Below are 22,255 nucleotides of genomic sequence, written 5' to 3' on the forward strand. Positions count from 1 at the left end.
GGACCCGCTGATGAGTCTGCTGACCATCAACAAGCTCACCGCGTCGGTGGGTGCCGAGGTGACCGGCCTCGACCCGGAGCGGCTCGGCTCCGATGACTCCCTCGGCGAGGCCGTGCTCGACGCGCTCGAGGACAACGGCGTGCTGGTGTTCCGCGGCCTGCATCTCGATCCCGAGTCGCAGGTCGCGTTCTGCCGCCGGCTCGGCGAGATCGACCACTCCTCCGACGGCCACCACCCGGTGCCCGGCATCTACCCGGTGACGCTCGACAAGTCGAAGAACGCCCAAGCCTCCTATCTGCGGGCCACCTTCGACTGGCACATCGACGGCTGCACGCCCACCGGCGACGAGTGCCCGCAGCGGGCGACGGTGCTGAGCGCCAAGCAGGTGGCCGCGCGCGGCGGGGAGACGGAGTTCGCCAGCGCCTACGACGCCTACGACGCGCTGAGCGCAGACGAGCAGGAGCGCTTCGCGTCGCTGCGGGTGGTCCACTCGCTGGAGGCGTCGCAGCGCCGGGTCACGCCCGACCCGTCCCCCGAACTGCTCGCGCGGTGGCGCTCCCGGCCCACCCACACTCATCCGCTGGTCTGGACGCACCGCAGCGGCCGGCGGTCGCTGGTGCTCGGCGCGTCGGCCGACTACGTGGTGGGCATGGACGTCGACGAGGGCCGCGCGCTGCTGGCCGACCTGCTGGCCCGGGCGACGGTGCCGGAGAAGGTGTACCGCCACACCTGGTCGGTCGGCGACACGGTGATCTGGGACAACCGCGGCGTGCTGCACCGCGCCGCGCCGTACGACCCGGACTCGCCGCGGGAGATGCTGCGCACCACCGTGCTGGGCGACGAACCGATCCAGTGACACCGCGCCTGCCACCGCTGTCCGCCGACGACTGGGACGAGCGGGTGCACGCCGCGCTGGCGGTGATCGTGGCTCCCGAGCGCAACAATCCGGTGGACGCCGGGAACCTGCTGGGGACCCTGGCCCGCCACCCCGACCTCACGGCGGCGTTCCTCACCTTCAACGGCCACCTGCTGCGGCGCTCGACGCTCACCGAGCGGCTGCGCGAGATCGCGATCCTGCGCGCCGCGGTGTGCCGGCACTCCCCCTACCTGTGGTCGCACCACGTGCCGATCGCCCGGCGCGCGGGCATGAGCGACGCCGAGATCGAGGCCATCCGCACCGGGGAGCTCACCGACGACGCCGAGCGGCTGGTGGTCCGGGCGGTCGACGAACTCGACGCCGACGACCGCATCGGCGAGCACACCTGGCACGCGCTCGGCCGCCACCTCGACGAGCGGCAGGTCATGGATCTGATCTTCACCATCGGCTGCTACGGGCTGCTGGCCCAGGCGGTGAACACGTTCGGCATCGAGGAGGAACACCGATGACGGAAACCCGGACGCCGGAGGTCGGGCTCGACGGTCCGCGCCCCATCGCGCCGCACCGGCGGAAGATCTACGCCGTCACCGCGGCCTGGGTGAGCGCCTCGTTCCTCGTCGTCGTCGTCGGCGTGGGCACCGGCCTGTTCCCGCCCACCTTCACCACCGACGTCGTCGGGAACCTGCTGTTCGGGATCCCGGTCATCCTGGTGCCCCTCGTGCTGCTGTGGGATGCGCCCGGCGAGCACCGCACCCGCCTCGACCGCGCCCGGGAGCTGACGCTGTTCTACCTGCCGTACACCGCGGGCAGCCAGATCGGCTACGAGTTGATCTTCCTCGTCGGCCACGGGTTCAACCTGTGGACGCCCACCGACGACCCCGGCTGGAAGTGGCTGTGGTGGCAGTACGGCCTGGCCGACACCCGCTACACCAACGACAACAACTGGATCTTCGGCCTCGAGACGGTGGGCGTGCTGACCGGCATCCTGCTGTTCGCGGTGTGGACCCGGCTCGTCCGCCGCGATCAGGCGCTCGAAGCGCGGATCCGCACGCTGTGGCTCGCGTTCACCGGCGTGGCGATCCTGACCAGCAGCACCACCGTCTACTACGTCTCCGAGGTGAGGTCCGGCTTCGGCGACATCGAGCAGGGCGCCTTCGGCTTCTGGTTCAAGTTCATCGGCGAGAACGTGCCCTACATGGTGCTTCCGCCGCTGGTGCTCTACGCGATCTACCTGCAGGTGGACCACTTCACGCGACGGGCGGGCGCCGCGTCAATGCAAGAGTGACATTCTCACCGTCAGCTGTCGTCACCTGCTGATCGTCGCCGCAGGTCGCCGCAGGGTGCCCGAGGCGAACGGCCGGGGGACGACGAGACGAGCACCTGCGCCTCGCAATCGCAAGAGAATTTAGTTCTCGTCGTCGAAGAACTAGTGTCTAGGATGGAGTTCTCGTGCGAAGCGGAGGCGGACCATGATCGACAGCGGCAACGGGGTGCGCACTCCCGTCATCGACGCCAGCGTGCACATCTTCTTCGGGTCGAACAAGGACCTGCGCCGCAACTTCCTCAAGGAGCCGTTCCGCAGCCGCGGCTTCCCCGACTACGAGATGGACTGGTACGGCGCACCGGGCGGTGAGTACGCCACGGGCACCGAAGGGCCGGACGGCCAGTACCCGGGCTCCGATCCGGACGTCGTCGCCCAACACCTGTTCGTCGATCGCGGCGTCGACGTCGCCGTCCTGCATCCGATGACCCGCGGCATCATGCCCGACCGCCATCTGGGCACCGCCATCGCCGCGGCCCACAACGAGATGATGGTGACCCGCTGGCTCGATCACCCCGAGCACGGCGACAGGTTCCGCGGGACGCTGCGGGTGAACCCCGACGACATCGCCGGATCGCTGCGCGAGATCGACCGCTACAAGGACCATCCGCGCATCGTGCAGCTCGGGATCCCGCTGCAGTCGCGCGAGCTGTACGGCAAGCCGCAGTTCTGGCCGCTGTGGGAAGCCGCGGTCGACGCCGGCCTGCCCGTCGCCGTGCACTTCGAGGTGGGCGCGGGCGTGATGCTCCCGCCCACGCCGAACGGGATCACCCGCACCTACGAGCAGTTCGTCGGCTTCACGGCGTTGAACTTCCTCTACCACCTGATGAACCTGATCGTCGAAGGGGTCTTCGAGCGGCTGCCGTCGTTGAAGTTCGTGTGGGCGGACGGCGCGGCAGACCTGCTGACGCCGTTCATGTGGCGCATGGACTGCTTCGGCAGGCCGCACCTCGAGCAGACGCCGTGGGCCCCGCGGATGCCCAGCGACTACCTGCCCGGCCACGTGTATTTCGTGCAGGGCAGCCTCGACGGTCCCGGCGACGTCGACTTCGCCGGCGAATGGGCCGGGTTCACCGGCAAGGACGACATGGTGATGTACGGCTCGAGCTACCCGCACTGGCAGCTCAACGAGCTGTCGGTGCCCAGCGCGTACAGCGCCGAGCAACGCGACTCCCTGTGCTGGCGCAACGCCGCGAAGCTCTACGCCATAGAAAGTCCTGTCATTTCGGCCGCGACGGCCGCACAGTAGATGTGGGAATAGGGAGATCACGATGACACTCACAACCACCACAGCCACCCCGCGCACGCCGGCCGCCGAGCGCATCGCCGTGCGGTGCGTCGACTCCGACGTCCACCCGGCACCCCGCACCGGCGAGCTCGGCCAGTACATCCCCGAGCCCTGGCGCAGCAAGTACTTCGCCACCCGCAAGGTCGGCGACCAGATCTACTACGACGCCCCCGACTATGCGCACTCCTACGCCATGCGCGTCGACGCCTTCCCGCCGGACGGCGAGTTCGCCTGCAGCGACCCCGATCTGGCGTTCCGACAGCTCATCATGGAGGCCGGCGCGGACATCGCGGTCCTGGAGCCCGCCGCCTATCCGGCGCGGATCCCCGAGGCGAACCACGCGATGAACTGCGCGCTCAACGACTGGCAGGCCAACCACTGGCTCGACAGCCACAACAACTGGCACGAGCGCTGGCGCGGGTCGATCTGCCTGGCCATCGAGGAGCCCGAGGCCAGCGTCGCCGAAATCGAGCGCTGGGCGGGGCACCCCTACATGGCGCAGATCCTCATCAAGGCCGAACCCCGCCCGTCATGGGGCAATCCCAAGTACGACCCGATCTGGGCGGCGGCCACCAAGCACGACATCACCGTGAGCTGTCACCTGTCGCGCAGCCACTACGACGAGCTTCCGATGCCGCCGGTGGGGTGGCCGAGCTACAACCACGACTTCATGGTCACCTACTCGCTGCTGGCGGCCAACCAGGTGATGAGCCTGATCTTCGACGGCACCTTCGACCGGCACCCGACGCTGCGGATCGTGTTCGTCGAGCACGCGTTCACCTGGATCCTGCCGCTGATGTGGCGCATGGACAAGCTGTACGAGGCGCGCAAGGGCTGGCTGGACATCAAGCGCAAACCCAGCGAATACGTCAAGGACCACATCAAGTTCACCACCCAGCCGCTCGACTACCCCGAGGACAAGACGGAGCTGACGCGGGCGTTCGAGTGGATGGAGTGCGAGAAGATCCTGCTCTACAGCTCGGACTATCCGCACTGGACGTTCGACGATCCGCGCTGGCTGGTCAAGCACCTGCCCGAACACGCCCGGGAAGCCATCATGTTCCGCAACGGGCTGGCGACCTACCACCTGCCGGACACCGTCCCGGCACTCGAGGGTCAAGTCCGGGTTTTCTGACCGATGGACCAGCAGCAGACGCCCCGGCTGGCGCAGGGGCGGGAACACGTCGTGGCCACGGTGGACGAGATCCCGCCCGGGAAACACAAGTTGGTGCCGATCGGCCGTCACGGCGTCGGCGTCTACAACGTCAACGGCACGTTCTATGCGATCGCCAACTACTGCCCGCACGAGGGCGGGCCGTTGTGCGCCGGCCGTGCCCGCGGCCGCACCATCGTCGACGAGAACGTTCCCGGGGACGCGGTCATGGTCCGCGACATGGAGTACATCTACTGCCCGTGGCACCAGTGGGGCTTCGAGCTGTCCACCGGAACCACCGCGGTCAAGCCGGAGTGGAGCATCCGCACCTACCCCGTGCGCGTCGTCGGCAACGACGTCCTGGTGATGGCGTGAGCGCCGCACTGCAGCTGGGCTCGCCGAAGCTCAAGCGCGGCGAGAAGCTCGTCGAGATCAACGGCGGCAACGTGGTGTACGAGATCCTGGGCAAGGACGGCGACGTCATCGCGTTGACGCCGGGCGGCCGGTTCAGCAAGGACATCGACGGGCTGCGGCCGCTGGCGCAGGCGCTCGTCAAGGGCGGCTACCGCGTCCTGCTGTGGGACCGGCCGAACTGCGGCAAGTCCGACGTGCAGTTCTACGGCCAGAGCGAATCCCACATGCGCGCCGAGACGCTCTACCAGCTGATCACCACGCTCGGCGTCGGGCCGTGCATCATCGCCGGCGGCTCCGGCGGCGCCCGCGACTCGATGCTCACCACCATGCTGCACCCCGAGATCGTCACCAAGCTGGTGGTCTGGAACATCGTCGGCGGCGTCTACGGCTCGTTCGTGCTGGGCTCCTACTACGTCATCCCGAGCATCCTCGCGGTGCGGGGCGCCGGGATGGCGGGCGTCGCCGGCGTCGCCGAGTGGCGGGAGCGCGCCGAGGCCAACCCGGCCAACCGCGACCGGATCCTCGCGCAGGACCCGGGCGCTTTCCTGAAGCTGATGCTGCGGTGGCTCAACGCCTTCGTGCCCAAGCCGGGCCAGACCATTCCCGGCGTCGAGGACGAGATGTTCGACAACATCGCGGTGCCGACGCTCATCATCCGCGGCGGCGAGAACGACCTGGACCACCCGAAGCGCACCTCGCTGGAGGTGAGCTGCCTGATCAAGGGTTCGACGCTGATCGACCCGCCGTGGCCCGAGGACGCCTGGGAGCGGGCCAGCGAGCGGCGGGCGCAGGGAAAGGTCAAGCGGTTCAACATGTTCGACACGTGGGTGCAGGCCGCACCGGCCATCCTCGAGTTCCTCAGCCGCACGTGACTGCCTCACTCGGCCAGGATGCGCACCTCGGCGTTCAGGGACGCTTCGAGGGCCGTGTGGATGCGGCTCTCCGGAACGCGTGCGAGATCCGCCTTGCGCAGCGTCACCTCGACGACGTCGCAGCCGTCGTCGCCGGGCGTGCGCGCGATGCGGCCGGTCAGGCCGAAGCCGGCGAGCACGCCCGCCGCGTCCTCGTCGGTGCCGCGGCTGATCCAGGTCAGGACGCCGGCGGCGGGCTCGGTGCCGAATGCCTCGTGGCACAGCGACATCGCCGTGCGCTTGAGCGCCTCGGGATCGGTTCCCGCCATCAGCAACTCGACCTCGCGGCGGTGCGCCGGCATGGCCGTCAGGTCCGCGGCGAGCAGGTCGGCACCGGTTCCGCGCACCCGCTCGGCGAGCGCCGCCATGCCGGCCACGAGTTCGTCGGCGGCCAGTTCTCCGCCGGGGTCGACGTGGACGCGCACCACCGCGGTTCTCATGCGCCGAAGCTTAGTGATCGAGAAGGGGTGGCCTGAGTGACGGCAGCCAACACCGTGTCGACCGCGCTCCGGGTCGCCGGCTGGCCGGGGTTGCGCACCCGCCTGCTTCGCGACGGCACCGAGGACGCGGCGGCGTACCGGGCCGCCGGCGGATACCAGCCGCTCGCCGACCCCGACGCGTTGCTGGCCGAGGTGGAGCTCGCCGGACTCACCGGCCGGGGCGGCGCGGCGTTCCCGATGGCGGTCAAGCTCGCCTCGGTGCGCGCCGCGCGCCGCGCCGGCTGGCAGACCGTCGTCGTCGCCAATGGCGAGGAGGGCGAGCCGGCGTCGGTCAAGGACCGCTGGCTGCTGCGGCACCGGCCGCACCTGGTGATCGACGGGCTGCGGCTGGCGGCCGCGACGGTCGGCGCGCAGCGCGGCTACGTGTACGTCTCGGACCGCGACGGTGCCGCGGCGGTGCGGGCGGCGCTGGCCGACGCGGCGCTCGACGGGCCGGCCGTCGAGGTGGTCACCGTCGCACCCGGCTATGTGGCCGGCGAGGAGACCGCCGCGGTCCGGGCGATCAACGGCGGGCCCGCCAAACCGACGGACAAGCCGCCGCGCCCCTTCGAGGAGGGCGTCGACGGATTGCCGACGGTGGTCAGCAACGTCGAGACGTTGGCGAACCTGCCGGTCATCGTCCGCGACGGCGCACGCGAGTACCGCGCGGTCGGCACGTCGGGTTCACCGGGCACGTTCCTGGCGACGGTCACCGGCGGTGGCCGGCCGCCCGCGCTCTACGAGCTGCCGCACGGCGCGGCCTTCCCGGACCTGCTGGAACTGCACGGCGTGGCGCCGGAGCGGCTGCGCGGCGTGCTGATGGGCGGGTATTTCGCCGGGCTGCTCAACCGCGAGGTGCTCGACACGACGCTGGACCACGAGACCCTGCGCCGCCTGGGCAGCGGGCTCGGCAACGGCGCCATCGCGCTGATCGCCGACGAGTGCGCGGTCGGCGTGGCGGCGGCGGTGCTCGAGTACTTCGACCGGGAGAACGCCGGCCAGTGCGGGTCGTGCTTCAACGGCACGGCGGCGATGGCGGCGGTCGCGGCCGGGCTGCGGGACGGCACGGCCACCGCCGAGGACCTCACCCGGCTGGAGCGCTGGTCGGTGGTGCTGCGCGGGCGCGGCGCGTGCGCGACGCTGGACGCCGCCACCAACGTCGCCGCGTCCCTGCTGCGGGCGTTCCCGCAGGAGGTGGCACGGCACGTGCAGGGCGGGGAGGCCGGCGGCTGCGGCGCCGACTGCGGATCTCAGGTCTACCGCGCGGAACGTCCCTACGAGGTGGAGGCGGTGGTTCCGGCATGAGGATTCGGCTGGACCGCACGATGTGCGACGGGTTCGGGCTGTGCGCCAAGCACGCGCCCGACTACTTCTCGCTCGACGACTGGGGGTACGCGTCGCTGATCGGCAACGGCGACGTGCCCGAACCGGACCGAGACGCGGTGATGCGCGCCCTGCTCGACTGCCCGGTGCACGCCATCACCGAGGTGCGCGACCGTCGTCCGGCACCCGTTACGCCCGCCGACTAGCTTTACGCGCAAACACCGAACTGTAACGCCGAGCTGCGGTAGCGTGAGGCCCGGCGCACGCCGCACCGACCTTCCGGAGGACGTCATCGCACCCGACGCCGCGGGCCGACCCCTGCCCCTGCTGACGCTGGACACCGAGTTCTTCTGGACCGCCGGCGCCGACGGCGAACTGCGGTTCCTCGGCTGCGAGCAGTGCCGGGCGCTGATCCATCCGCCCGCGCCGGTGTGCCGCTACTGCCGCAGCCGCGATCTCGCCGTCCGCGCGGTGTCCGGCACCGCCACGCTGGCCGGGTTCACCGTCAACCACCGGTTCAGCCTGCCCGCGCTGCCGGCGCCCTACGTGGTGGCCGAGGTCGCGATCACCGAGGATCCGCGGGTGCGGCTCACCACCAACATCGTCGACGCCGATCCGGAGACCCTGGCGCTCGGCCAGCTGGTCGAGGTGGTGTTCGAGCAGGCCGAGGATGTGTGGTTGCCGCTGTTCCGGCCCGTCACCCCGGCGCGGACCGCGCCGCTGCCCGAGGACGCGATCGCCCCCGAGCGGTTCGCCGAGCACGTCCGGCCGATGGTCACGACGAAGAAGTTCGAGGACGCGGTCGCGCTCACCGGCATCGGCATGTCGGCGATCGGCCGCCGCCAGCTGCGCTCCCCGCTGTCGCTGACCCTCGACGCGTGCGAGGCGGCGATCGGCGACGCCGGGCTGCGTCTCGACGACATCGACGGGCTGTCGACGTACCCGGGGCCGCTGAAGGTGGCCGGCATGGGCGAGGGCGGCGTCACCGCCCTCGAGGCCGCGCTGGGCATCAAACCGACCTGGCACAACGGCACCATGGAGACGTTCGGCCCGGGCGGCTCGGTGATCGCGGCGATGCTGGCCGTCGCGGGCGGGCTGGCGCGCCACGTGCTGTGCTTCCGGACGCTGTGGGAGTCGACCTACGCCGAGCTGATGAAGCAGGGCAGGATCACGCCGTCGATGGGTCGCACCGAGAGCTGGCAGCAGCCGTTCGGCGCCACGTCGGCGGCCCACACGCTGGCGCAGAACGCCGGCCGGCACTTCCACCGCTACGGCACGACGCGCGAGACGCTCGGCCGCATCGCGCTCAACCAGCGCGCCAACGCCGCGCTCAACCCGACCGCGATCTACCGCGACCCCATGACGATGGACGACTACCTGTCCGCGCGGATGATCACGACGCCGTTCGGGCTCTACGACTGCGACGTTCCGTGCGACGGCGCCGTCGCGGTCATCGTGTCCGCGCGTGACGCCGCGGCCGACCTGGCCAAGCCGCCGGTGTTCGTCGAGGCCGTCGGCACGCAGATCATCGAGCGGCTCGACTGGGACCAGTCGACCCTCACCCACGAGCCGCAGGCGCTCGGCCAGGCCGCGCACCTGTGGTCGCGCACGTCGCTGCGGCCGGGCGACGTCGACGTCGCCGAGCTCTACGACGGGTTCACGTTCAACTGCCTGACCTGGCTGGAAGCGCTCGGCTTCTGCGGCATCGGCGAGGCGAAGGACTTCCTGGCCGACGGCACCGCCATCGCCCGCGACGGGACCATCCCGCTGAACACCCACGGCGGGCAGCTCTCGCACGGCCGCACGCACGGCATGGGGCTCATCCACGAGGCCGTCACCCAGCTGCGCGGCGAGGGCGGTGCGCGCCAGGTCGACGACGCCCGCGTCGCCGTGGTCACCAGCGGCGGGCTCACCCCCAGCGGCGTCCTGCTGCTGCGCGCCGGGACATGACCCCGCTCGCCGCCGCCGACCCGCAGCCCGTCGTCGCCGACGTCGACGGGGTGCCGATGTCGGGCCTGCGGGCCACGGCCGCCGCGCCGCGGGCCGCCGTCGTCGCCTTCCACGGCGGCGCCACGACGTCGGCCTACTTCGACTGCCCGGACCTCCCGCGGCTCTCGCTGCTGCGGCTCGGTGCGGCGCTGGGGTTCTCGGTGCTCGCGCTCGACCGGCCCGGCTATGGCGCGTCGGCCCCGCACGCCGAGTCGATGATGTCGCCGCAGTACCGGGTCGACCTGTCGTGGCGCGCCGTGGACGCGCTGCTGCCGCCGGCCGCGCGCGGCGCCGGGGTGTTCCTGCTCGGCCACTCGATCGGCTCCGAACATGCGCTGCGCCTGGCGACCGACCCGCGCGGTGCGACGCTGCTGGGCCTGGAGATTTCGGCGACCGGGCGCGCCCAGCAGCCTGCGGCCCGCCGGATCTTGGAAACCGCTGCGGTGCACGAGATCCCGAAGGGGCTGGGCGACCTGCTGTGGCGCCCCGACGCGCTGTATCCGCCGCAGAACGCCGGCGGGCGCCGCATCGCGTCGCGCGGCTGCCGCTGGGAAGGGCCCGTCGCGGCCGGGTGGCGCGAGGACCTGCCGGCCATGGCGGCCCGGCTCGACGTGCCGGTGCGCTTCAGCCTCGGCGACCACGAGCGGGTGTGGGAGAACGGTCCCGCCGCGCTGACCGCGGTGGCGGCGCTGTTCACCGCGTCGCCGCGGGCGGTGTGGCACGAACAGCACGAGGCCGGCCACAACCTGAGCCTCGGCCACACCGCCACCGCCTATCACCTCTCGCTGCTGGCGTTCGTCGAGGAATGCGTGGCGGCGGCCGGCCTGGAGCGCACCGCGGACCACGAACGGAAGGCAGGCTGATGCGCGTCGGATTCATCGGACTGGGCAGTCAGGGCGGACCCATGGCCCGCCGGATCGTCGAGGCCGGGCACCCCACCACGCTGTGGGCGCGCCGGCGGGCCTCGCTCGAGCCGTACGCCGACACCGCCGCCCGATACGCCGCCACGCCGGCCGAGCTGGCCGCCGCGTCGGACCTGGTGTGCCTGTGCGTGGTCGGCGACGCCGACGTCGACCAGGTGATCAACGGTGCGGACGGCGTGCTGTCGGAGCTCGCGCCCGGCGGCGTCATCGCGATCCACAGCACGGTGCACCCCGAGACCTGCCGGGCGCTCGCGGAGCAGGCGGGCGCGCGCGGTGTGGCCGTGGTCGACGCGCCGGTGAGCGGCGGCGGGCCCGCGGCGGCGGCCGGCACCCTGCTGGTGATGGTCGGCGGCGACGACGAGGTCGTCGAGCGCTGCCGGCCGGTGTTCGCCAGCTACGGCGACCCGATCGTGCACCTCGGCGGGGTGGGCGCGGGCCAGGTCGCCAAGCTGCTCAACAACCTGCTGTTCACCGCGAACCTCGGGTCCGCGGCCACCGCGTTCACCCTCGGGGAGCGGCTCGGCGTCAGCCGCGAGAGCCTCGCGGAGGTGCTGAGCCGCGGCAGCGGCGGGAGCTTCGCGCTGAACGTCATCGGCCGCAACGGCGGGCTGCTGGACCAGCTCGCCGGCCACGCCGGGCCGCTGCTGCAGAAGGACGTCCGGCTGGTGTCGGACCTCGCGGAGCGCGCCGGCGCCGAGCCGGGAGCCGTGCGCGACGCCGCCGACGCCGCCCTGACCCTGATGAACCACCCGCGATGACCCGCGTCGGCTTCGTCGGCGCCGGCCGGATGGGCCGGCCCATGGTGGCCCGGCTGGTCGCGGCCGGCCACGACGTCCGGGTGCTGGGCCGCCGCCCCGAGCAGCGCGCCGCGCTCGCCGAGCTGGGTGCCACGCCCGTCGCCGACACCGCCGACGCGGCGCGCGACGCCGAGGTGGTCGTCGTCTGCGTCTTCACCGACGACCAGGTGCGCGAGGTGTGCCTCGACGGCGGCCTGCCGGCGGCGATGCCGGCCGGCGCCACGCTGGTGATCCACACCACCGGCAGCCCGCGCACCGTCGACGCCGTTGCGGCTCAGGCGGCTCCGTGCGGAGTCACCGTCGTCGACGCGCCGGTCAGCGGCGGCCCCCATGACATCGCGGCCGGTCGGCTGACGCTCTTCGTCGGCGGCGACGACGACACCGTCGCACGCCTGCGCCCGGTGCTGTCGGCCTACGCCGACCCGCTGCTGGCGGCCGGCGCACGCGGCGACGGGCAGCGGATCAAGCTGGTCAACAACGCGCTGTTCGCCGCCCAACTCGGGCTCGTCGCCGAGGCGGTGCGACTCGGCGGCCGGCTCGGGGTCAACGAGGCGGCACTGCTCGCGGCACTGCCGCACGGCAGCGGCGCAAGCCGGGCGCTGGGCAGCATCGCCGCCGCGGGATCGGTGGCCGCGTTCACCGCCGCGGTCGCGGGCTTCGTCGGAAAAGACGTCGCGGTGCTGCGCAAGACCGTCGCCGACCTCGGCGGCGACCTCGGAATCCTCGACGCCGTGATCGACGCGGCCGCCTCCGAGAGCACCGGCGATGGCCACTGACGCCGCCGATCCGGTTCATCCCGACCTGCGCCGCATCGCCCGGCTGGTACCCGCCCAGCCGGTGCGGCCGGTCCTGTTGCCCCTGCTGCGCCGCGCCACCGGGCGCCTGACCGGGCGTCCCGCCCGCGGCGTGGAGGTGCTGCGGCTGTCGTCGGGCATGCGGGTGCGCGTGCACCGCCCGCCGACCGCCGGTCCCGGCGCCGCACTGCTGTGGATCCACGGCGGCGGCTACCTGCTGGGCAGCCCCGCGCAGGACGACCGGCTGTGCCGCCGGTTCGCAGACGCCCTCGGCATCACCGTCGCGGCCGTCGAGTACCGGTTGGCGCCGGCGCACCCGTATCCCGCGGCGCTGCAGGACTGCTACGCCGCCCTGCGGTGGCTGTCGACGCTGCCCGCCGTCGACCCGGCACGGATCGCGATCGGCGGCGCCAGCGCCGGCGGCGGCCTCGCGGCGGCCCTGGCGCTGTGGGCCCGCGACCACGCGACCCAGGGCGACGCCCCGGTCGCGTTCCAGTTGCTGGTCTACCCGATGCTCGACGACCGCAGTGCCACCGGCGATCCCCGCCACCGGCTGTGGACCGCCCGCAGCAACCGGCTGGGATGGGCCGCCTACCTCGGGGACGCCGACCCGGCGGTCGCCGTGCCGGCCCGCCGCACCGACCTCGCGGGCCTGCCGCCCGCCTGGATCGGCGTCGGGACGCACGACCTGTTCCACGACGAGGACCTCGCCTACTCCCAGCGCCTGCGCGCGGCCGGCGTGCCGTGCGACGTCGAGGTGGTGCCGGGCGCCTTCCACGGTTTCGACGCGATCGCGCCGCGCGCACACGTTTCGCGACTTTTCTTCGAGAAACAGTGCGCCGCAATGGCGTCGGCTCTCACACTCGACTACAACACCGCAGCCGCAGCACGTCGTAAGGAGCAACCATGACAGTGTCCGAAGTCCTGTTCGACCCGGTGTCGCAGGAATTCTTCGACGACCCGTACTCGGTCTTCCGCCGCATGCGGGAGGAAGCCCCGCTGTATTACAGCGAGCAGGAGGACTTCTACGCGCTGACACGCCACGCCGACGTCGCGGCGGCGTTCCGGGACTACGAGTCGTTCTCGTCGGCCCGGGGCTGCGACCTGGGCATGGTGCGCTCCGGCGAGGTGCCGCAGAAGTCGATCATCTTCATGGATCCGCCCGAGCACCGGCACATGCGCAGCCTGCTGAACAAGGCGTTCACACCCCGCGCCATCCAGTCGCAGCGCGACACCGTCGTCGAGCTGGTCCAGCACTACCTCGGCGCGTGTGATCCCGACGGCTTCGACCTGGTACAGGACTTCTCCGGGCCGTTCCCTGTCGAGGTGATCACCCGCATGGCGGGCGTGCCCGAGGCCTACCGCCAGCAGGTGCGGCACTGGATCGACACGAGCCTGCACCGCGAGCCCGGGCAGCTCGAGCAGAACGAGACCAACATGAAGGCCAACATCGACGCGGCGATGTACTACTACGGCCTCATCCAGGAGCGGCGCGCCGCCCCGCAGGACGACATGATCAGCCGGCTCATCCTCGCCGAGATCCCCGGCGAGAACGGCGAGCTGCGCAAGCTCGACGACATCGAGATCACCGGGTTCGCGGTGCTGCTGGGCGGCGCCGGCGCCGAGACGGTCACCAAGCTCCTCGGCAGCGCCGTGGTGGTGTTCGCGCAGCACCCCGACCAGTGGCAGAAGCTGCTCGACGACCGCAGCAAGATCCCCGCCGCCGTGGAGGAGCTGCTGCGCTACGTCGGACCGGTGCAGTACAACGTGCGCTACAGCCTCAAGGACGTCGAGCTGCCCAGCGGCACGGTCCCGGCGCACAAGCCGGTGTTCCTGTGCGGTGCGGCGGCCAATCGCGACCCGGCGGCCTTCACCGACGCCGAGACGTTCGACATCGACCGCGACCGCACGCAGGCGCAGAACCTCGGCCTCGGCTACGGCATCCACAGCTGCCTGGGCGCCGCGCTGGCGCGTATGGAGACCGCGATCGCGCTCGAGCACCTGCTCGACTTCATGCCCCGGTTCGAGGTCGACTTCGACGGGCTGCGGCGGGTGCACATGCAAAACGTCGCCGGCTTCAGCAACGTCCCGGTCAAAGTGGTGCGCTGACCATGACCCGCAAGATCGTCGTCGACTGGGACCTGTGCGAGAGCAACGGGGTGTGCATGGGCGTCGACCCCGAGATCTTCGACCTCGACGACAACGACGAATTGCACGTGCTGACCGAGGAGGTCACGCCCGAGAACGAGGCGCGGGTGGCCGAAGCCGTCCGGCAGTGCCCGCGCCAGGCGATCTCGATCAGCGAGCAGTAGGCGAGAGGTCCCGCCCCAGCGACGCGACGTAGGTGCCGAACGCGTCCTCCAGCGGAAGCCGGCGGTCGAGCAGCCACGCCATCTCCATGCCGCTGACGAACGCGGTGATCTCGGTGGCCTTGATCACCGGGTCGACATCCGCCCGGTAGTGGCCGTCGCGCTGGCCGCGGCGGATGATGCCGGCGACGATGTCGATCGCCGTGCGGTGCCGCAGCAGCAGCCGGTCGTGCAGCGGCGCCTGCGGATCGAGGTTCTCGATGAGCAGCACCGTGTACGTGCCCACCAGCTCCGGGGACCGGCGCATCCGGTCCGGCACGCGGGCCAGCTCCCGCAGCAGGTCGCCGGACCGGTCGGCGTGCGCGTCGTCGGCGGCGTCGCGCATGTCGAGCACGGCGTGCAGCAGCTGTTCCTTGGATTCGTAGTGGTGCAGCACGCCGGCCGCGCTCACCCCGGCCTCCGCCGCGATCTGCGCCAGTGTCGTGCTGCGCCAGCCGTTGCGGGTCAGGAGCCGCTGCGCCGCGGCGAGGATGCGCTGTTTGCGGTCTTCGCCCTTGGCGCGCAGCGCGGCGTACGGCCGCGCCGCGGTCACCCGGACCCCTCCATCGTTCGCCATGCGGTCATCGTCGCACCCGCACCGGCCCATGCGGCGGGCCGATGACGTTCCGCGTGGTCATCCGGTGAGCAGATCTCGACGGTCAAAAGCCGGCCGCACGGTATTCCCGGGCGATCACGGCGCGGTGGCTCGCCGCGTTGCCCAGCAGCAGCTCACCGGCCTTGGCGCGCTTCAGCGGGAATTGCAGGTCGTTCTCCCAGGTGAAGCTCATGGCGCCGAACAGCTGCATGCCGTGCCGGAACACCAGCGACTGGCATTCGCCGGCGGCCGCCTTGGCCATGGCGGCCGCGACCCGGCGCCGGGGGTCGTCGGCGGCGACGGTCAGGGCGGCGAAGTACGCCAGCGCCCGCGCCCGTTCCACCGCGACGTGCATGTCGGCGGCCTTGTGTGCCACCGCCTGGAAGGAGCCGATCGGCACGCCGAACTGGTGCCGGGTGCTGACGTGCTCCAGCACCATGTCGAGGATGCGCTGGCAGGCCCCGACCATCGTCAGTGCCAGGCCGGTGAGCGCCACGTCGCGGGCGCCCGCCACATCGGCGTCGCGCCGGTCGCCGGCCGCCACCCGCACGCCGGCGAAGGTGACCTCCGCGACGTGCAGCACCGGGTCGAAGACGTCGACCCGGCGGGTGCGCACCTGATCGGCCGGGACGACGAAGACGCCGGCGGGGGTGGCCACGGCGAGCGCGGCCGCGCGGTCCCCGTCGAGCACCGTCGTCGCCGTCCCGTCGAGCCGCCACGCGTCACCGTCGCGGTGCACCGCGATGCCCTCCCAGACCGCGGCGCCGGGTTGCGCCGCGTCGCGCCGGTCGCCGGCCAGCGGCGCAAACTGCGTCAGCGTCGCGAGGAACGGCGTCGGGTCGCACGCCCGCCCCAGCGCCTCACAGACGATGCCCAGCTCGACCATGTCGGCGGCCTCGCCCAGCTCGGTCCAGCCGAGGTCCACGAAGGTCTGCCACAGCGGGCGGCTGTCGGCGCCGTCCTGGGCCACCGACCGCACCAGGTTCGGCGGACACTCCTTCGCCAGCACCTCCCGGGCCGTGTCGGCCAGTAGCCGCTGATCGGCATCGAACTCCAGCAGCACGGGGCCTCCCTCGGACGACGGCAATTCGGAGAATAACATTCTCATCGCTAGCGAGCTGCCCTTTCGGTGCTCAGCATCACACCGCCGCCGACCGTACAATGCCGATCCGCCCTCGGTTACCATTCAGTAATGGCCATTTGCGCGCCGGCGAGACGGCGCACGCGGTGAACAGCCCGGGCGAAGAGCCGGCGTGGAAGCAGCGCGCGGTCGAACGCTCCATCCGCACCGCGAAGCTGCGCGCGGGTCAGCGGGTGCAGCGCTTCCTCGACGCGGCGCAGGCCATCATCACCGAGAAGGGTTCGACGGACTTCACCGTCCAGGAGGTCGTCGACCGCTCCAAACAGTCTCTGCGTAGCTTCTACCTGCAGTTCGACGGTAAGCACGAGCTGCTGCTGGCGCTCTACGAAGACGCGCTGAGCCGCGTGACCGACCAGATCCGCGCCGCCACGGCCGGCCACGGCGATCCGCTGGACCGGCTACAGGTGGCCGTCGAGCTGCTGTTCGAGCTCACCCGGCCCGATCCCGACGCGCGGCGTCCGTTGTTCACCGAGTTCGCGCCCCGCCTGCTGGTCTCCCACCCCGCCGAGGTGCGCATGTCGCACGCCTCGCTGTTCGGGCTGTTCTGCGAGCTGATGGAGCAGGCCGCCGCCGCGGGCGCGTTGCGCGACGACCTCGACCCGCGGCGCATGGCGGCCATGACGATGCAGACCGTCATGTTCATCGCACTGCCCAGCAGCACCGCCGGCGAGGGCGGCTCCGGCGCCGGAGCCCATCCGATCACCGCCGCCGAAGCATGGGCCTTCTGCTCCGGAGGCATCGCGCGCCGCTGACCCCCGGCTGATGTGAGCGCTGTGTACGCCCTTCGGCCACCAGGCGTACGCAGCCCTCACACCACCAGCCCGCCCCCTGCACCGCCACGCCGCATGTCCCGTAGAGAATGCTATTCTCTGTGAGACAGAACGTCGTTGTAACGCCAGGAGGCGCCGTGGACATCGCCGGAACATCCGCCATCGTCGTCGGGGGCGCGGGCGGCCTGGGCGAGGCGACCGTGCGCCGCCTGCACGCGGCCGGTGCGCAGGTGGTGATCGCCGACCTCGCCGACGAGAAGGGCGGCGCGCTGGCGAGCGAGTTGGGCGCCCGCTACGTGCGAACCGACGCGACGTCGGAGGAGTCCGTCAACGCCGCGATCGCCGAGGCGCAGTCGCTGGCCCCGCTGCGGATCTCGGTCGACACCCACGGCGGACCCGCCAGCGGTGGGCGGCTCGTCGGCAAGGACGGCACCCCGCTGGACCTCGACGGGTTCCGCAGGACGGTCGAGTTCTACCTGACGGCCGTCTTCAACGTGATGCGGCTGTCTGCCGCGGCCATCGCCACTCCGAGCCGCTGGCCGAGGGTGGCCGCGGCGTGATCGTCAACACCGCCTCGATCGCCGGCTACGAGGGGCAGGTCGGCCAACTGCCCTACGCGGCGGCGAAGGGCGGGGTGCTCGGCATGACGCTCGTCGCGGCGCGCGACCTGTCGCCGCTCGGTATCCGCGTGGTCACCATCGCGCCCGGCACCATCAACACGCCGGCCTACGGCAAAGCCGCCGATCAGTTGGAGCAGTACTGGGCGCCGCAGGTGCCGTTCCCGAAGCGGATGGGTCGGCCCGGCGAGTACGCCCAGCTGGCGCAGAGCATCATCGAGAACGACTACCTGAACGGCGAGGTCATCCGGCTCGACGGCGCGCTGCGCTTCCCGCCCCGCTAGCGGCGCCCGCGGCGGCGTACCCGCCGTTTCCTGCGGGGAGAATGGTATTTTCGCAGGATGCGCGCGATGAACACCGCCGTCGACACCTTCGGGGCCGTCCGATGCTGACCACCCGGGTGTCCGCCGCCGTCGACCGTGCGCTCGACGAACGGCAGCGGTGCTCCACCGAGGAGGTCGAACGCATCCTCGCCGCCGCGGTGCGGGTGATGGAGCGGGTGGCGCCCGAGCCGCCGCGGGTGAGCGACATCGTCGCCGAGGCCGGCTCGTCGAACAAGGCGTTCTACCGCTACTTCGCCGGCAAGGACGACCTGGTGCTGGCCGTGATGGAGCGCGGCATCGCGATCGTCATCTCGCGGCTGCAGCCGGAGATCGACCAGGAGAGCACCCCGGCGGCCAAGGTCGCTCGCTGGATCGAGGGGCTCTTCGCCCAGATGGCCGATCCGCACCTGCTCAGCATGTGCAGCGCCACGGTGGAGCAGTTGACGGCGATCACCAACCGGCAGGCCGCCGACGAGGAAATCATGGCCCCGCTGCGGGCGCTGCTGTCCGAACCGGTCGCGGCGATGGGCCGGCCGGACCCCGTCCGCGACGCCGACGCGGTGTTCTACTGCACCATCGGCACGCTGCGCCGCTACATCGGATCGGGACGCCGGCCACCCGCCGAGGACATCGACCACCTGGTGCGGTTCTGCCTGCAGGGGCTGGGCGCCGCGCCCGGCGCCAGCTAGTCAGCGGGCGCCCGCCGGCGACGAGCTGGCCTCGATGATGGCGCGCACGGTCTTGCGGCAGCGGCCGCACTCCGACCCCGCACCGCACGCGGCCGCCACCTCCTTGGAGGTCGAGGCGCCGGCCGCCACCGCCTCGGCCACCTCGTGGCTCGTGATACCGGTGCACAGGCAGACGTACATCGCGCGGGCTCAGCCGGCGGGTTCGATGCGGATGAGGTGTTCGAACCGGCCGACGAACAGCGGCGGATAGGCGCCCATCCCCGCACCGGCCATCCACTCGGCGGCCTCGTCGGGCCGCTTGATCCACGCCGACGCCCGGCGCTCGTCGACGATCTCGGTCAGGGTCAGCACCTCGTGGTCGTCGTCGAACGCCCGGAACACCCACATCGTCTGGATGCCCGCGGCCACGAAGCGGGGCAGCGCCCGGTGGACCGACGCCATCAGCCGCGGCACGTCATCGACCGCCGCGAACGCGGCCACCATCGTCGGCGGTGGCTGCGGCTCGGCGTGCTCGCCGACGTCGAGGCGTTCGACGAGCTCGCCGGCGAACACCGCGGGGATGTCGGTGACGCCGGCGTCGTCGAACCAGTCGAAGAACACCCGCGACCGCAGCAGGTCGACGACGGGCTCGCGGTTGCGCACGACGATCATCACCAGCACCCGGTCGGGCTCGCGCGTCGACAGGTAGACCAGCACATGGTGGGCGCCGATGTCGGCCAGCGCCGCCTGCCGCCGCCGCAGCAGCGGTATGACGCGGCTCGGGTCCGGCACGCGGTAGTCGGAGACGATCACGAACGACCGCGGCTGTCCCCCGGGGGCGGCAGTGGTCGGCGTCATGGCCGGCTCAGCGCAGCCGGTCTTTCATCACCTTGCCGCTGGCGTTCAGCGGCAGGGCGTCGACGAACTCGACGAACCGCGGCACCTTGTAGCCGGCCATGCGGTCGCGACTCCACGCGATCAGCTCCTGCTCCGAGACGGCGCCGCGGCGCACCCGCGGCACGATGAAGGCCTTACCGACCTGGCCGAGCCGCTCGTCGGGCACGCCGATCACCGCCGCCTGCGCGACGGCCGGGTGCTCGAGCAAGAAGCCCTCGATCTCGGCGGGGTAGGCGTTGAAGCCGCCGACGATGAACATGTCCTTCTTGCGGCCGATGATCTGCAGCCGGCCGGTGTCGGTGAACCGGCCGAGATCGCCGGTGTGCAGCCAGCCGTCGGCGTCGATCGCCTCGGCGGTCGCCGCGGGATCGTCGAGGTAGCCCTGCATCACGCTGTAGCCGCGCACCAACACCTCACCGTCGCCGGCGATCTGGACCTCCACACCGTCGCACGGCAGCCCCACCGTGGTGGCGATGTCGGCGAACGAGTCGCCCGGCCGCGACAGCGTCGCGGTGCCGCACTCGGTGAGCCCGTAGCCGGTCGCGAGCGTCTGGAACGGCAGCTCCTCGTGGACGCGACGGATGAGCTCGACGGGGATGTCCGCCGATCCGGTGACCCCGGCCCGCAGCGTCTTGAGCCGGTCCTTGTCGGCGACTGCCAGCAGCGAGTGGTACAGCGTCGGCGGTCCGGGCAGCATCGTGATGCGTTCGGCCGCGACGAGATCCACCACCCGGTCGACATCGAACACCGGCACCGGCACGATCGTCGCGCCGCGGATCAGCGAGGCGATGACGCCGGCCTTGTAGCCGAACGTGTGGAAGAACGGGTTGACCGCGAGGTAGCGGTCGCCGGGGCGCAGATCGGCGAGGTCACACCACTCGGTGTAGAGCCGCAGCGTCTGCGAATGGTTCATCATGACGCCCTTGGGCCGGCCGGTGGTGCCCGAGGTGTAGATGATGTCGGCGATGTCGGTGCCCTCGACCGCGCACTCGAATTCGCCGGCGCCGTCGAGAAATCCGGACGTCAGGTCGATCACCGGAATCCCCTGCGGCGCGGCGTACTGCACACCCAGAAAGCCCTGCACCACGAGCACCGCCTTGGCGCCGCTGCGGACGACGATGTCCGCAGCCTCCTCGGCCTTGAACCGCGTGTTCACCGGGACGACCACACCGCCGGCGGTGAGCAGGCCGAACGCCGCAACGATCCAGTGGACGGAGTTCGGCGCCCAGATCGCCACCCGGTCGCCCTTGGCGATGCCCAGCTCGTGAAATGCGCCCGCGGCCCGCCGAATGCGGCCGGCGAGTTCGGTGAAGGTGAGGCGCAGCGGACCGTCGACGACGGCCTCGGCGTCGCCGAAGCGGTCCGCTGCGCTTCGGACCATCTCGGGGATGGTCCGCCACTGCGGCTGGTAGGTCACACCGTGACGAGACGCCCGAGGTTGCCGCCCATGATCTTCGCCTGGTCCTCCACCGCGAGGTGCTCCAGCGCGGTGACGTAGTGCGTGGGCTCGGCCAGCCCTTCCGGATGCGGCCAGTCCGAGCCGTACAGCACCTGGTCCACGCCGATCAGGTTGATCAGGTCGTCGATACCCTCCTCGTAGAACGGGCTGACGTAGATGCGGTTCTTGATCTCCTCGACCGGGTGACCCATCGGGAAGCTCTCCGGGCTCTTCTTGTAGACCTCGGCGAGGCCGTCGAGCAGCGGGAACATCCACTTCGAGCCCGCCTCGACGATGCCGACCTTGAGCTCCGGGAAGCGGTAGAGCGCGCCGTGGATGACCCACGAGGCCACCGCGTCCTGGATGGGCCGCCACTCGTTGAGGATCGACATGGCGTTGGTCTGGAACGGCAGCATCTCCTGCGCGACGCCGTCCCACTCCGAGGTGTAGCGCGAGTAACCGCTGTCCGACGAGTGCATACCGATGAAGACGTCGTACTCGACGCACTTCTGCCAGAACGGATCGAACTCGGGCAGGGCGAACGACCGCGGGCCGCGGAAGCCGGGCACCGGCGCCGGGCGGATGAGGATGGCGCGGGCGCCGCGCTTGACGGCCCATTCCAGCTCCTCGATCGCCTTCTCGACGATCGGCAGCGTGATGACCGGTGTGGTGAAGATGCGGTTCTGGTAGTTGAAGCCCCACACCTCGTGCAGCCACTCGTTGAGCGAGTGGATGATGACGTGGATCGCGACCGGATCGTCGCGCAGCCGCTCCTCGATGAGACTGGCCAGCGTCGGGAACATCAACGACCGGTCGACGCCGAGCTCGTTCATGAGCTCCAGCCGCGGCGCCGGCTCGAAGAACGCCGGGATGGACCGCATCGGCTCGCCGAACAGCTCCCGCTTGCTCTTGCCGTCGGGGTTGCCGAACTTGAAGTACTCCTCCCAGGCGCCCGGCTTGGCGACGTGGGAGAAGGTGGGGTTCGGGATGTAATTGCTGATCTGGCCCTTGATCGCGATCTTGGTGCGACCGTTCACCTCGACGTACTGGACGACGTCCTTGTACTCCTTCGGGAGGTACTTGGTCATCGCCTCCGGCGGCTCGTACAGGTGATTGTCGGCGTCGAACAGCGGGAACGGGATGTCCACCCGGTGTGATAGTTGACCCATCGAAACACTCCTTATCTCGT

The 22,255-nt window shown here is 71.3% G+C and carries 25 protein-coding genes and 1 pseudogene; 19 read left to right on the plus strand and 7 right to left on the minus strand.

Translation table 11 applies throughout. The features are described 5' to 3' along the window. Positions 1–10 precede the first annotated feature (10 nt). The 7 genes from LV457_RS18325 to LV457_RS18355 all read left to right on the plus strand — a co-directional run bounded on the left by LV457_RS18325 (position 11) and on the right by LV457_RS18355 (position 5,925). Positions 11–856, plus strand: coding sequence for a TauD/TfdA family dioxygenase (locus LV457_RS18325; RefSeq protein ID WP_232172960.1), 846 nt, complete (start codon positions 11–13; stop codon positions 854–856). Then, positions 853–1,386, plus strand: coding sequence for a carboxymuconolactone decarboxylase family protein (locus LV457_RS18330; protein WP_232172961.1), 534 nt, complete (start codon positions 853–855; stop codon positions 1,384–1,386). The genes LV457_RS18325 and LV457_RS18330 overlap by 4 nt, the downstream gene beginning before the upstream one ends. Next, positions 1,383–2,162 carry an emopamil-binding protein gene (locus LV457_RS18335; protein WP_232172962.1) on the plus strand — a complete coding sequence of 260 codons (780 nt, stop codon included), beginning with the start codon at positions 1,383–1,385 and terminating at the stop codon, positions 2,160–2,162. The genes LV457_RS18330 and LV457_RS18335 overlap by 4 nt, the downstream gene beginning before the upstream one ends. A 184-nt stretch (positions 2,163–2,346) precedes the next feature. After that, positions 2,347–3,447, plus strand: coding sequence for an amidohydrolase family protein (locus LV457_RS18340; protein ID WP_232172963.1), 1,101 nt, complete (start codon positions 2,347–2,349; stop codon positions 3,445–3,447). A 22-nt stretch (positions 3,448–3,469) separates the two neighbouring features. Beyond that, complete coding sequence (locus LV457_RS18345; protein WP_232172964.1) at positions 3,470–4,621, plus strand: amidohydrolase family protein; 1,152 nt, start codon at positions 3,470–3,472, stop codon at positions 4,619–4,621. Between the two features lie 3 nt (positions 4,622–4,624). Then, positions 4,625–5,014, plus strand: a complete 390-nt coding sequence (locus tag LV457_RS18350) for a Rieske 2Fe-2S domain-containing protein (RefSeq protein ID WP_232172965.1) — start codon at positions 4,625–4,627, stop codon at positions 5,012–5,014. Further along, positions 5,011–5,925, plus strand: a complete 915-nt coding sequence (locus tag LV457_RS18355; protein ID WP_232172966.1) for an alpha/beta fold hydrolase — start codon at positions 5,011–5,013, stop codon at positions 5,923–5,925. The genes LV457_RS18350 and LV457_RS18355 overlap by 4 nt, the downstream gene beginning before the upstream one ends. Before the next feature lie 5 nt (positions 5,926–5,930). Here LV457_RS18355 and LV457_RS18360 read toward each other — a convergent pair whose 3' ends face one another. Then, the gene (locus LV457_RS18360; protein WP_232172967.1) at positions 5,931–6,404 is read right to left on the minus strand and encodes a hypothetical protein; all 474 of its coding nucleotides are present in this window, start codon (positions 6,402–6,404) and stop codon (positions 5,931–5,933) included. A gap of 36 nt (positions 6,405–6,440) precedes the next feature. On the opposite strand from LV457_RS18360, the gene LV457_RS18365 reads away from it, so the two are divergent. The 9 genes from LV457_RS18365 (at position 6,441) to LV457_RS18405 (ending at position 14,581) form a co-directional block, all read left to right on the plus strand. Next, positions 6,441–7,748 carry an NADH-ubiquinone oxidoreductase-F iron-sulfur binding region domain-containing protein gene (locus LV457_RS18365; protein WP_232172968.1) on the plus strand — a complete coding sequence of 436 codons (1,308 nt, stop codon included), beginning with the start codon at positions 6,441–6,443 and terminating at the stop codon, positions 7,746–7,748. After that, a complete protein-coding gene (locus LV457_RS18370; RefSeq protein WP_308192224.1) occupies positions 7,745–7,972 on the plus strand; it encodes a ferredoxin in 228 nt (75 codons plus the stop codon). Before LV457_RS18365 ends, LV457_RS18370 begins: the two co-directional genes overlap by 4 nt. Before the next feature lie 112 nt (positions 7,973–8,084). After that, on the plus strand, positions 8,085–9,716 hold the full coding sequence (locus tag LV457_RS18375; protein ID WP_232173024.1) for an OB-fold domain-containing protein: 1,632 nt from the start codon (positions 8,085–8,087) through the stop codon (positions 9,714–9,716). Further along, positions 9,713–10,618 (plus strand): alpha/beta fold hydrolase, encoded by a 906-nt coding sequence (locus LV457_RS18380; RefSeq protein ID WP_232172969.1) that lies wholly within the window; start codon positions 9,713–9,715, stop codon positions 10,616–10,618. The genes LV457_RS18375 and LV457_RS18380 overlap by 4 nt, the downstream gene beginning before the upstream one ends. After that, complete coding sequence (locus tag LV457_RS18385; protein WP_232172970.1) at positions 10,618–11,436, plus strand: NAD(P)-dependent oxidoreductase; 819 nt, start codon at positions 10,618–10,620, stop codon at positions 11,434–11,436. Before LV457_RS18380 ends, LV457_RS18385 begins: the two co-directional genes overlap by 1 nt. Further along, the gene (locus LV457_RS18390; protein WP_232172971.1) at positions 11,433–12,251 is read left to right on the plus strand and encodes an NAD(P)-dependent oxidoreductase; all 819 of its coding nucleotides are present in this window, start codon (positions 11,433–11,435) and stop codon (positions 12,249–12,251) included. Before LV457_RS18385 ends, LV457_RS18390 begins: the two co-directional genes overlap by 4 nt. Then, positions 12,241–13,179: an alpha/beta hydrolase gene (locus LV457_RS18395; protein WP_232172972.1), complete on the plus strand. Its 939-nt coding sequence runs from the start codon at positions 12,241–12,243 to the stop codon at positions 13,177–13,179. The genes LV457_RS18390 and LV457_RS18395 overlap by 11 nt, the downstream gene beginning before the upstream one ends. Then, on the plus strand, positions 13,176–14,378 hold the full coding sequence (locus LV457_RS18400; protein WP_232172973.1) for a cytochrome P450: 1,203 nt from the start codon (positions 13,176–13,178) through the stop codon (positions 14,376–14,378). Before LV457_RS18395 ends, LV457_RS18400 begins: the two co-directional genes overlap by 4 nt. A gap of 2 nt (positions 14,379–14,380) precedes the next feature. Beyond that, positions 14,381–14,581 (plus strand): ferredoxin, encoded by a 201-nt coding sequence (locus LV457_RS18405; RefSeq protein ID WP_232172974.1) that lies wholly within the window; start codon positions 14,381–14,383, stop codon positions 14,579–14,581. On the opposite strand, the gene LV457_RS18410 is transcribed toward LV457_RS18405, so the two are convergent. Beyond that, on the minus strand, positions 14,568–15,170 hold the full coding sequence (locus LV457_RS18410; RefSeq protein WP_374198891.1) for a TetR/AcrR family transcriptional regulator: 603 nt from the start codon (positions 15,168–15,170) through the stop codon (positions 14,568–14,570). The two genes, LV457_RS18405 and LV457_RS18410, sit on opposite strands and share 14 nt — an antisense overlap. A gap of 106 nt (positions 15,171–15,276) precedes the next feature. Further along, positions 15,277–16,275, minus strand: a complete 999-nt coding sequence (locus LV457_RS18415) for an acyl-CoA dehydrogenase family protein (RefSeq protein WP_232172976.1) — start codon at positions 16,273–16,275, stop codon at positions 15,277–15,279. Positions 16,276–16,439: 164 nt separating this feature from the next. On the opposite strand from LV457_RS18415, the gene LV457_RS18420 reads away from it, so the two are divergent. The 3 genes and pseudogenes from LV457_RS18420 to LV457_RS18430 all read left to right on the plus strand — a co-directional run bounded on the left by LV457_RS18420 (position 16,440) and on the right by LV457_RS18430 (position 18,752). After that, positions 16,440–17,105 (plus strand): TetR/AcrR family transcriptional regulator, encoded by a 666-nt coding sequence (locus LV457_RS18420; RefSeq protein ID WP_232173025.1) that lies wholly within the window; start codon positions 16,440–16,442, stop codon positions 17,103–17,105. 155 nt (positions 17,106–17,260) lie between these two features. Continuing rightward, positions 17,261–18,024, plus strand: a pseudogene (locus LV457_RS18425) (SDR family NAD(P)-dependent oxidoreductase). A 101-nt stretch (positions 18,025–18,125) separates the two neighbouring features. Beyond that, the gene (locus LV457_RS18430) at positions 18,126–18,752 is read left to right on the plus strand and encodes a TetR/AcrR family transcriptional regulator (protein ID WP_232172977.1); all 627 of its coding nucleotides are present in this window, start codon (positions 18,126–18,128) and stop codon (positions 18,750–18,752) included. Here the strand turns inward: LV457_RS18430 and LV457_RS18435 are convergent, their stop codons facing one another. Genes LV457_RS18435 through LV457_RS18450 form a run of 4 tightly spaced genes read right to left on the minus strand, consistent with a single transcriptional unit; the run spans position 18,753 to position 22,235 of the window. Further along, a complete protein-coding gene (locus LV457_RS18435) occupies positions 18,753–18,932 on the minus strand; it encodes a bacterioferritin-associated ferredoxin (protein ID WP_232172978.1) in 180 nt (59 codons plus the stop codon). A 9-nt stretch (positions 18,933–18,941) separates the two neighbouring features. Continuing rightward, complete coding sequence (locus LV457_RS18440) at positions 18,942–19,589, minus strand: fatty-acid--CoA ligase (protein WP_232172979.1); 648 nt, start codon at positions 19,587–19,589, stop codon at positions 18,942–18,944. A 7-nt stretch (positions 19,590–19,596) separates the two neighbouring features. Next, positions 19,597–21,045, minus strand: coding sequence for a FadD3 family acyl-CoA ligase (locus LV457_RS18445; protein WP_308192225.1), 1,449 nt, complete (start codon positions 21,043–21,045; stop codon positions 19,597–19,599). Next, the gene (locus tag LV457_RS18450; protein ID WP_232172980.1) at positions 21,042–22,235 is read right to left on the minus strand and encodes an amidohydrolase family protein; all 1,194 of its coding nucleotides are present in this window, start codon (positions 22,233–22,235) and stop codon (positions 21,042–21,044) included. The genes LV457_RS18445 and LV457_RS18450 overlap by 4 nt, the downstream gene beginning before the upstream one ends. Positions 22,236–22,255: the final 20 nt, after the last annotated feature.

Source organism: Mycobacterium sp. MYCO198283, from assembly GCF_021213805.1.
Taxonomy (GTDB): Bacteria; Actinomycetota; Actinomycetes; order Mycobacteriales; family Mycobacteriaceae; genus Mycobacterium.

Bases quoted from the DNA above. Each gene is read 5' to 3' on its own strand.
- LV457_RS18325 (WP_232172960.1), top strand. From the start codon at position 11: ATGAGTCTGCTGACCATCAACAAGCTCACCGCGTCGGTGGGTGCCGAG.
- LV457_RS18335 (WP_232172962.1), top strand. From the start codon at position 1,383: ATGACGGAAACCCGGACGCCGGAGGTCGGGCTCGACGGTCCGCGCCCC.
- LV457_RS18340 (WP_232172963.1), top strand. From the start codon at position 2,347: ATGATCGACAGCGGCAACGGGGTGCGCACTCCCGTCATCGACGCCAGC.
- LV457_RS18345 (WP_232172964.1), top strand. From the start codon at position 3,470: ATGACACTCACAACCACCACAGCCACCCCGCGCACGCCGGCCGCCGAG.
- LV457_RS18350 (WP_232172965.1), top strand. From the start codon at position 4,625: ATGGACCAGCAGCAGACGCCCCGGCTGGCGCAGGGGCGGGAACACGTC.
- LV457_RS18360 (WP_232172967.1), bottom strand. From the start codon at position 6,404: ATGAGAACCGCGGTGGTGCGCGTCCACGTCGACCCCGGCGGAGAACTG.
- LV457_RS18370 (WP_308192224.1), top strand. From the start codon at position 7,745: ATGAGGATTCGGCTGGACCGCACGATGTGCGACGGGTTCGGGCTGTGC.
- LV457_RS18380 (WP_232172969.1), top strand. From the start codon at position 9,713: ATGACCCCGCTCGCCGCCGCCGACCCGCAGCCCGTCGTCGCCGACGTC.
- LV457_RS18385 (WP_232172970.1), top strand. From the start codon at position 10,618: ATGCGCGTCGGATTCATCGGACTGGGCAGTCAGGGCGGACCCATGGCC.
- LV457_RS18390 (WP_232172971.1), top strand. From the start codon at position 11,433: ATGACCCGCGTCGGCTTCGTCGGCGCCGGCCGGATGGGCCGGCCCATG.
- LV457_RS18395 (WP_232172972.1), top strand. From the start codon at position 12,241: ATGGCCACTGACGCCGCCGATCCGGTTCATCCCGACCTGCGCCGCATC.
- LV457_RS18400 (WP_232172973.1), top strand. From the start codon at position 13,176: ATGACAGTGTCCGAAGTCCTGTTCGACCCGGTGTCGCAGGAATTCTTC.
- LV457_RS18405 (WP_232172974.1), top strand. From the start codon at position 14,381: ATGACCCGCAAGATCGTCGTCGACTGGGACCTGTGCGAGAGCAACGGG.
- LV457_RS18430 (WP_232172977.1), top strand. From the start codon at position 18,126: ATGCTGACCACCCGGGTGTCCGCCGCCGTCGACCGTGCGCTCGACGAA.
- LV457_RS18435 (WP_232172978.1), bottom strand. From the start codon at position 18,932: ATGTACGTCTGCCTGTGCACCGGTATCACGAGCCACGAGGTGGCCGAG.
- LV457_RS18440 (WP_232172979.1), bottom strand. From the start codon at position 19,589: ATGACGCCGACCACTGCCGCCCCCGGGGGACAGCCGCGGTCGTTCGTG.
- LV457_RS18450 (WP_232172980.1), bottom strand. From the start codon at position 22,235: ATGGGTCAACTATCACACCGGGTGGACATCCCGTTCCCGCTGTTCGAC.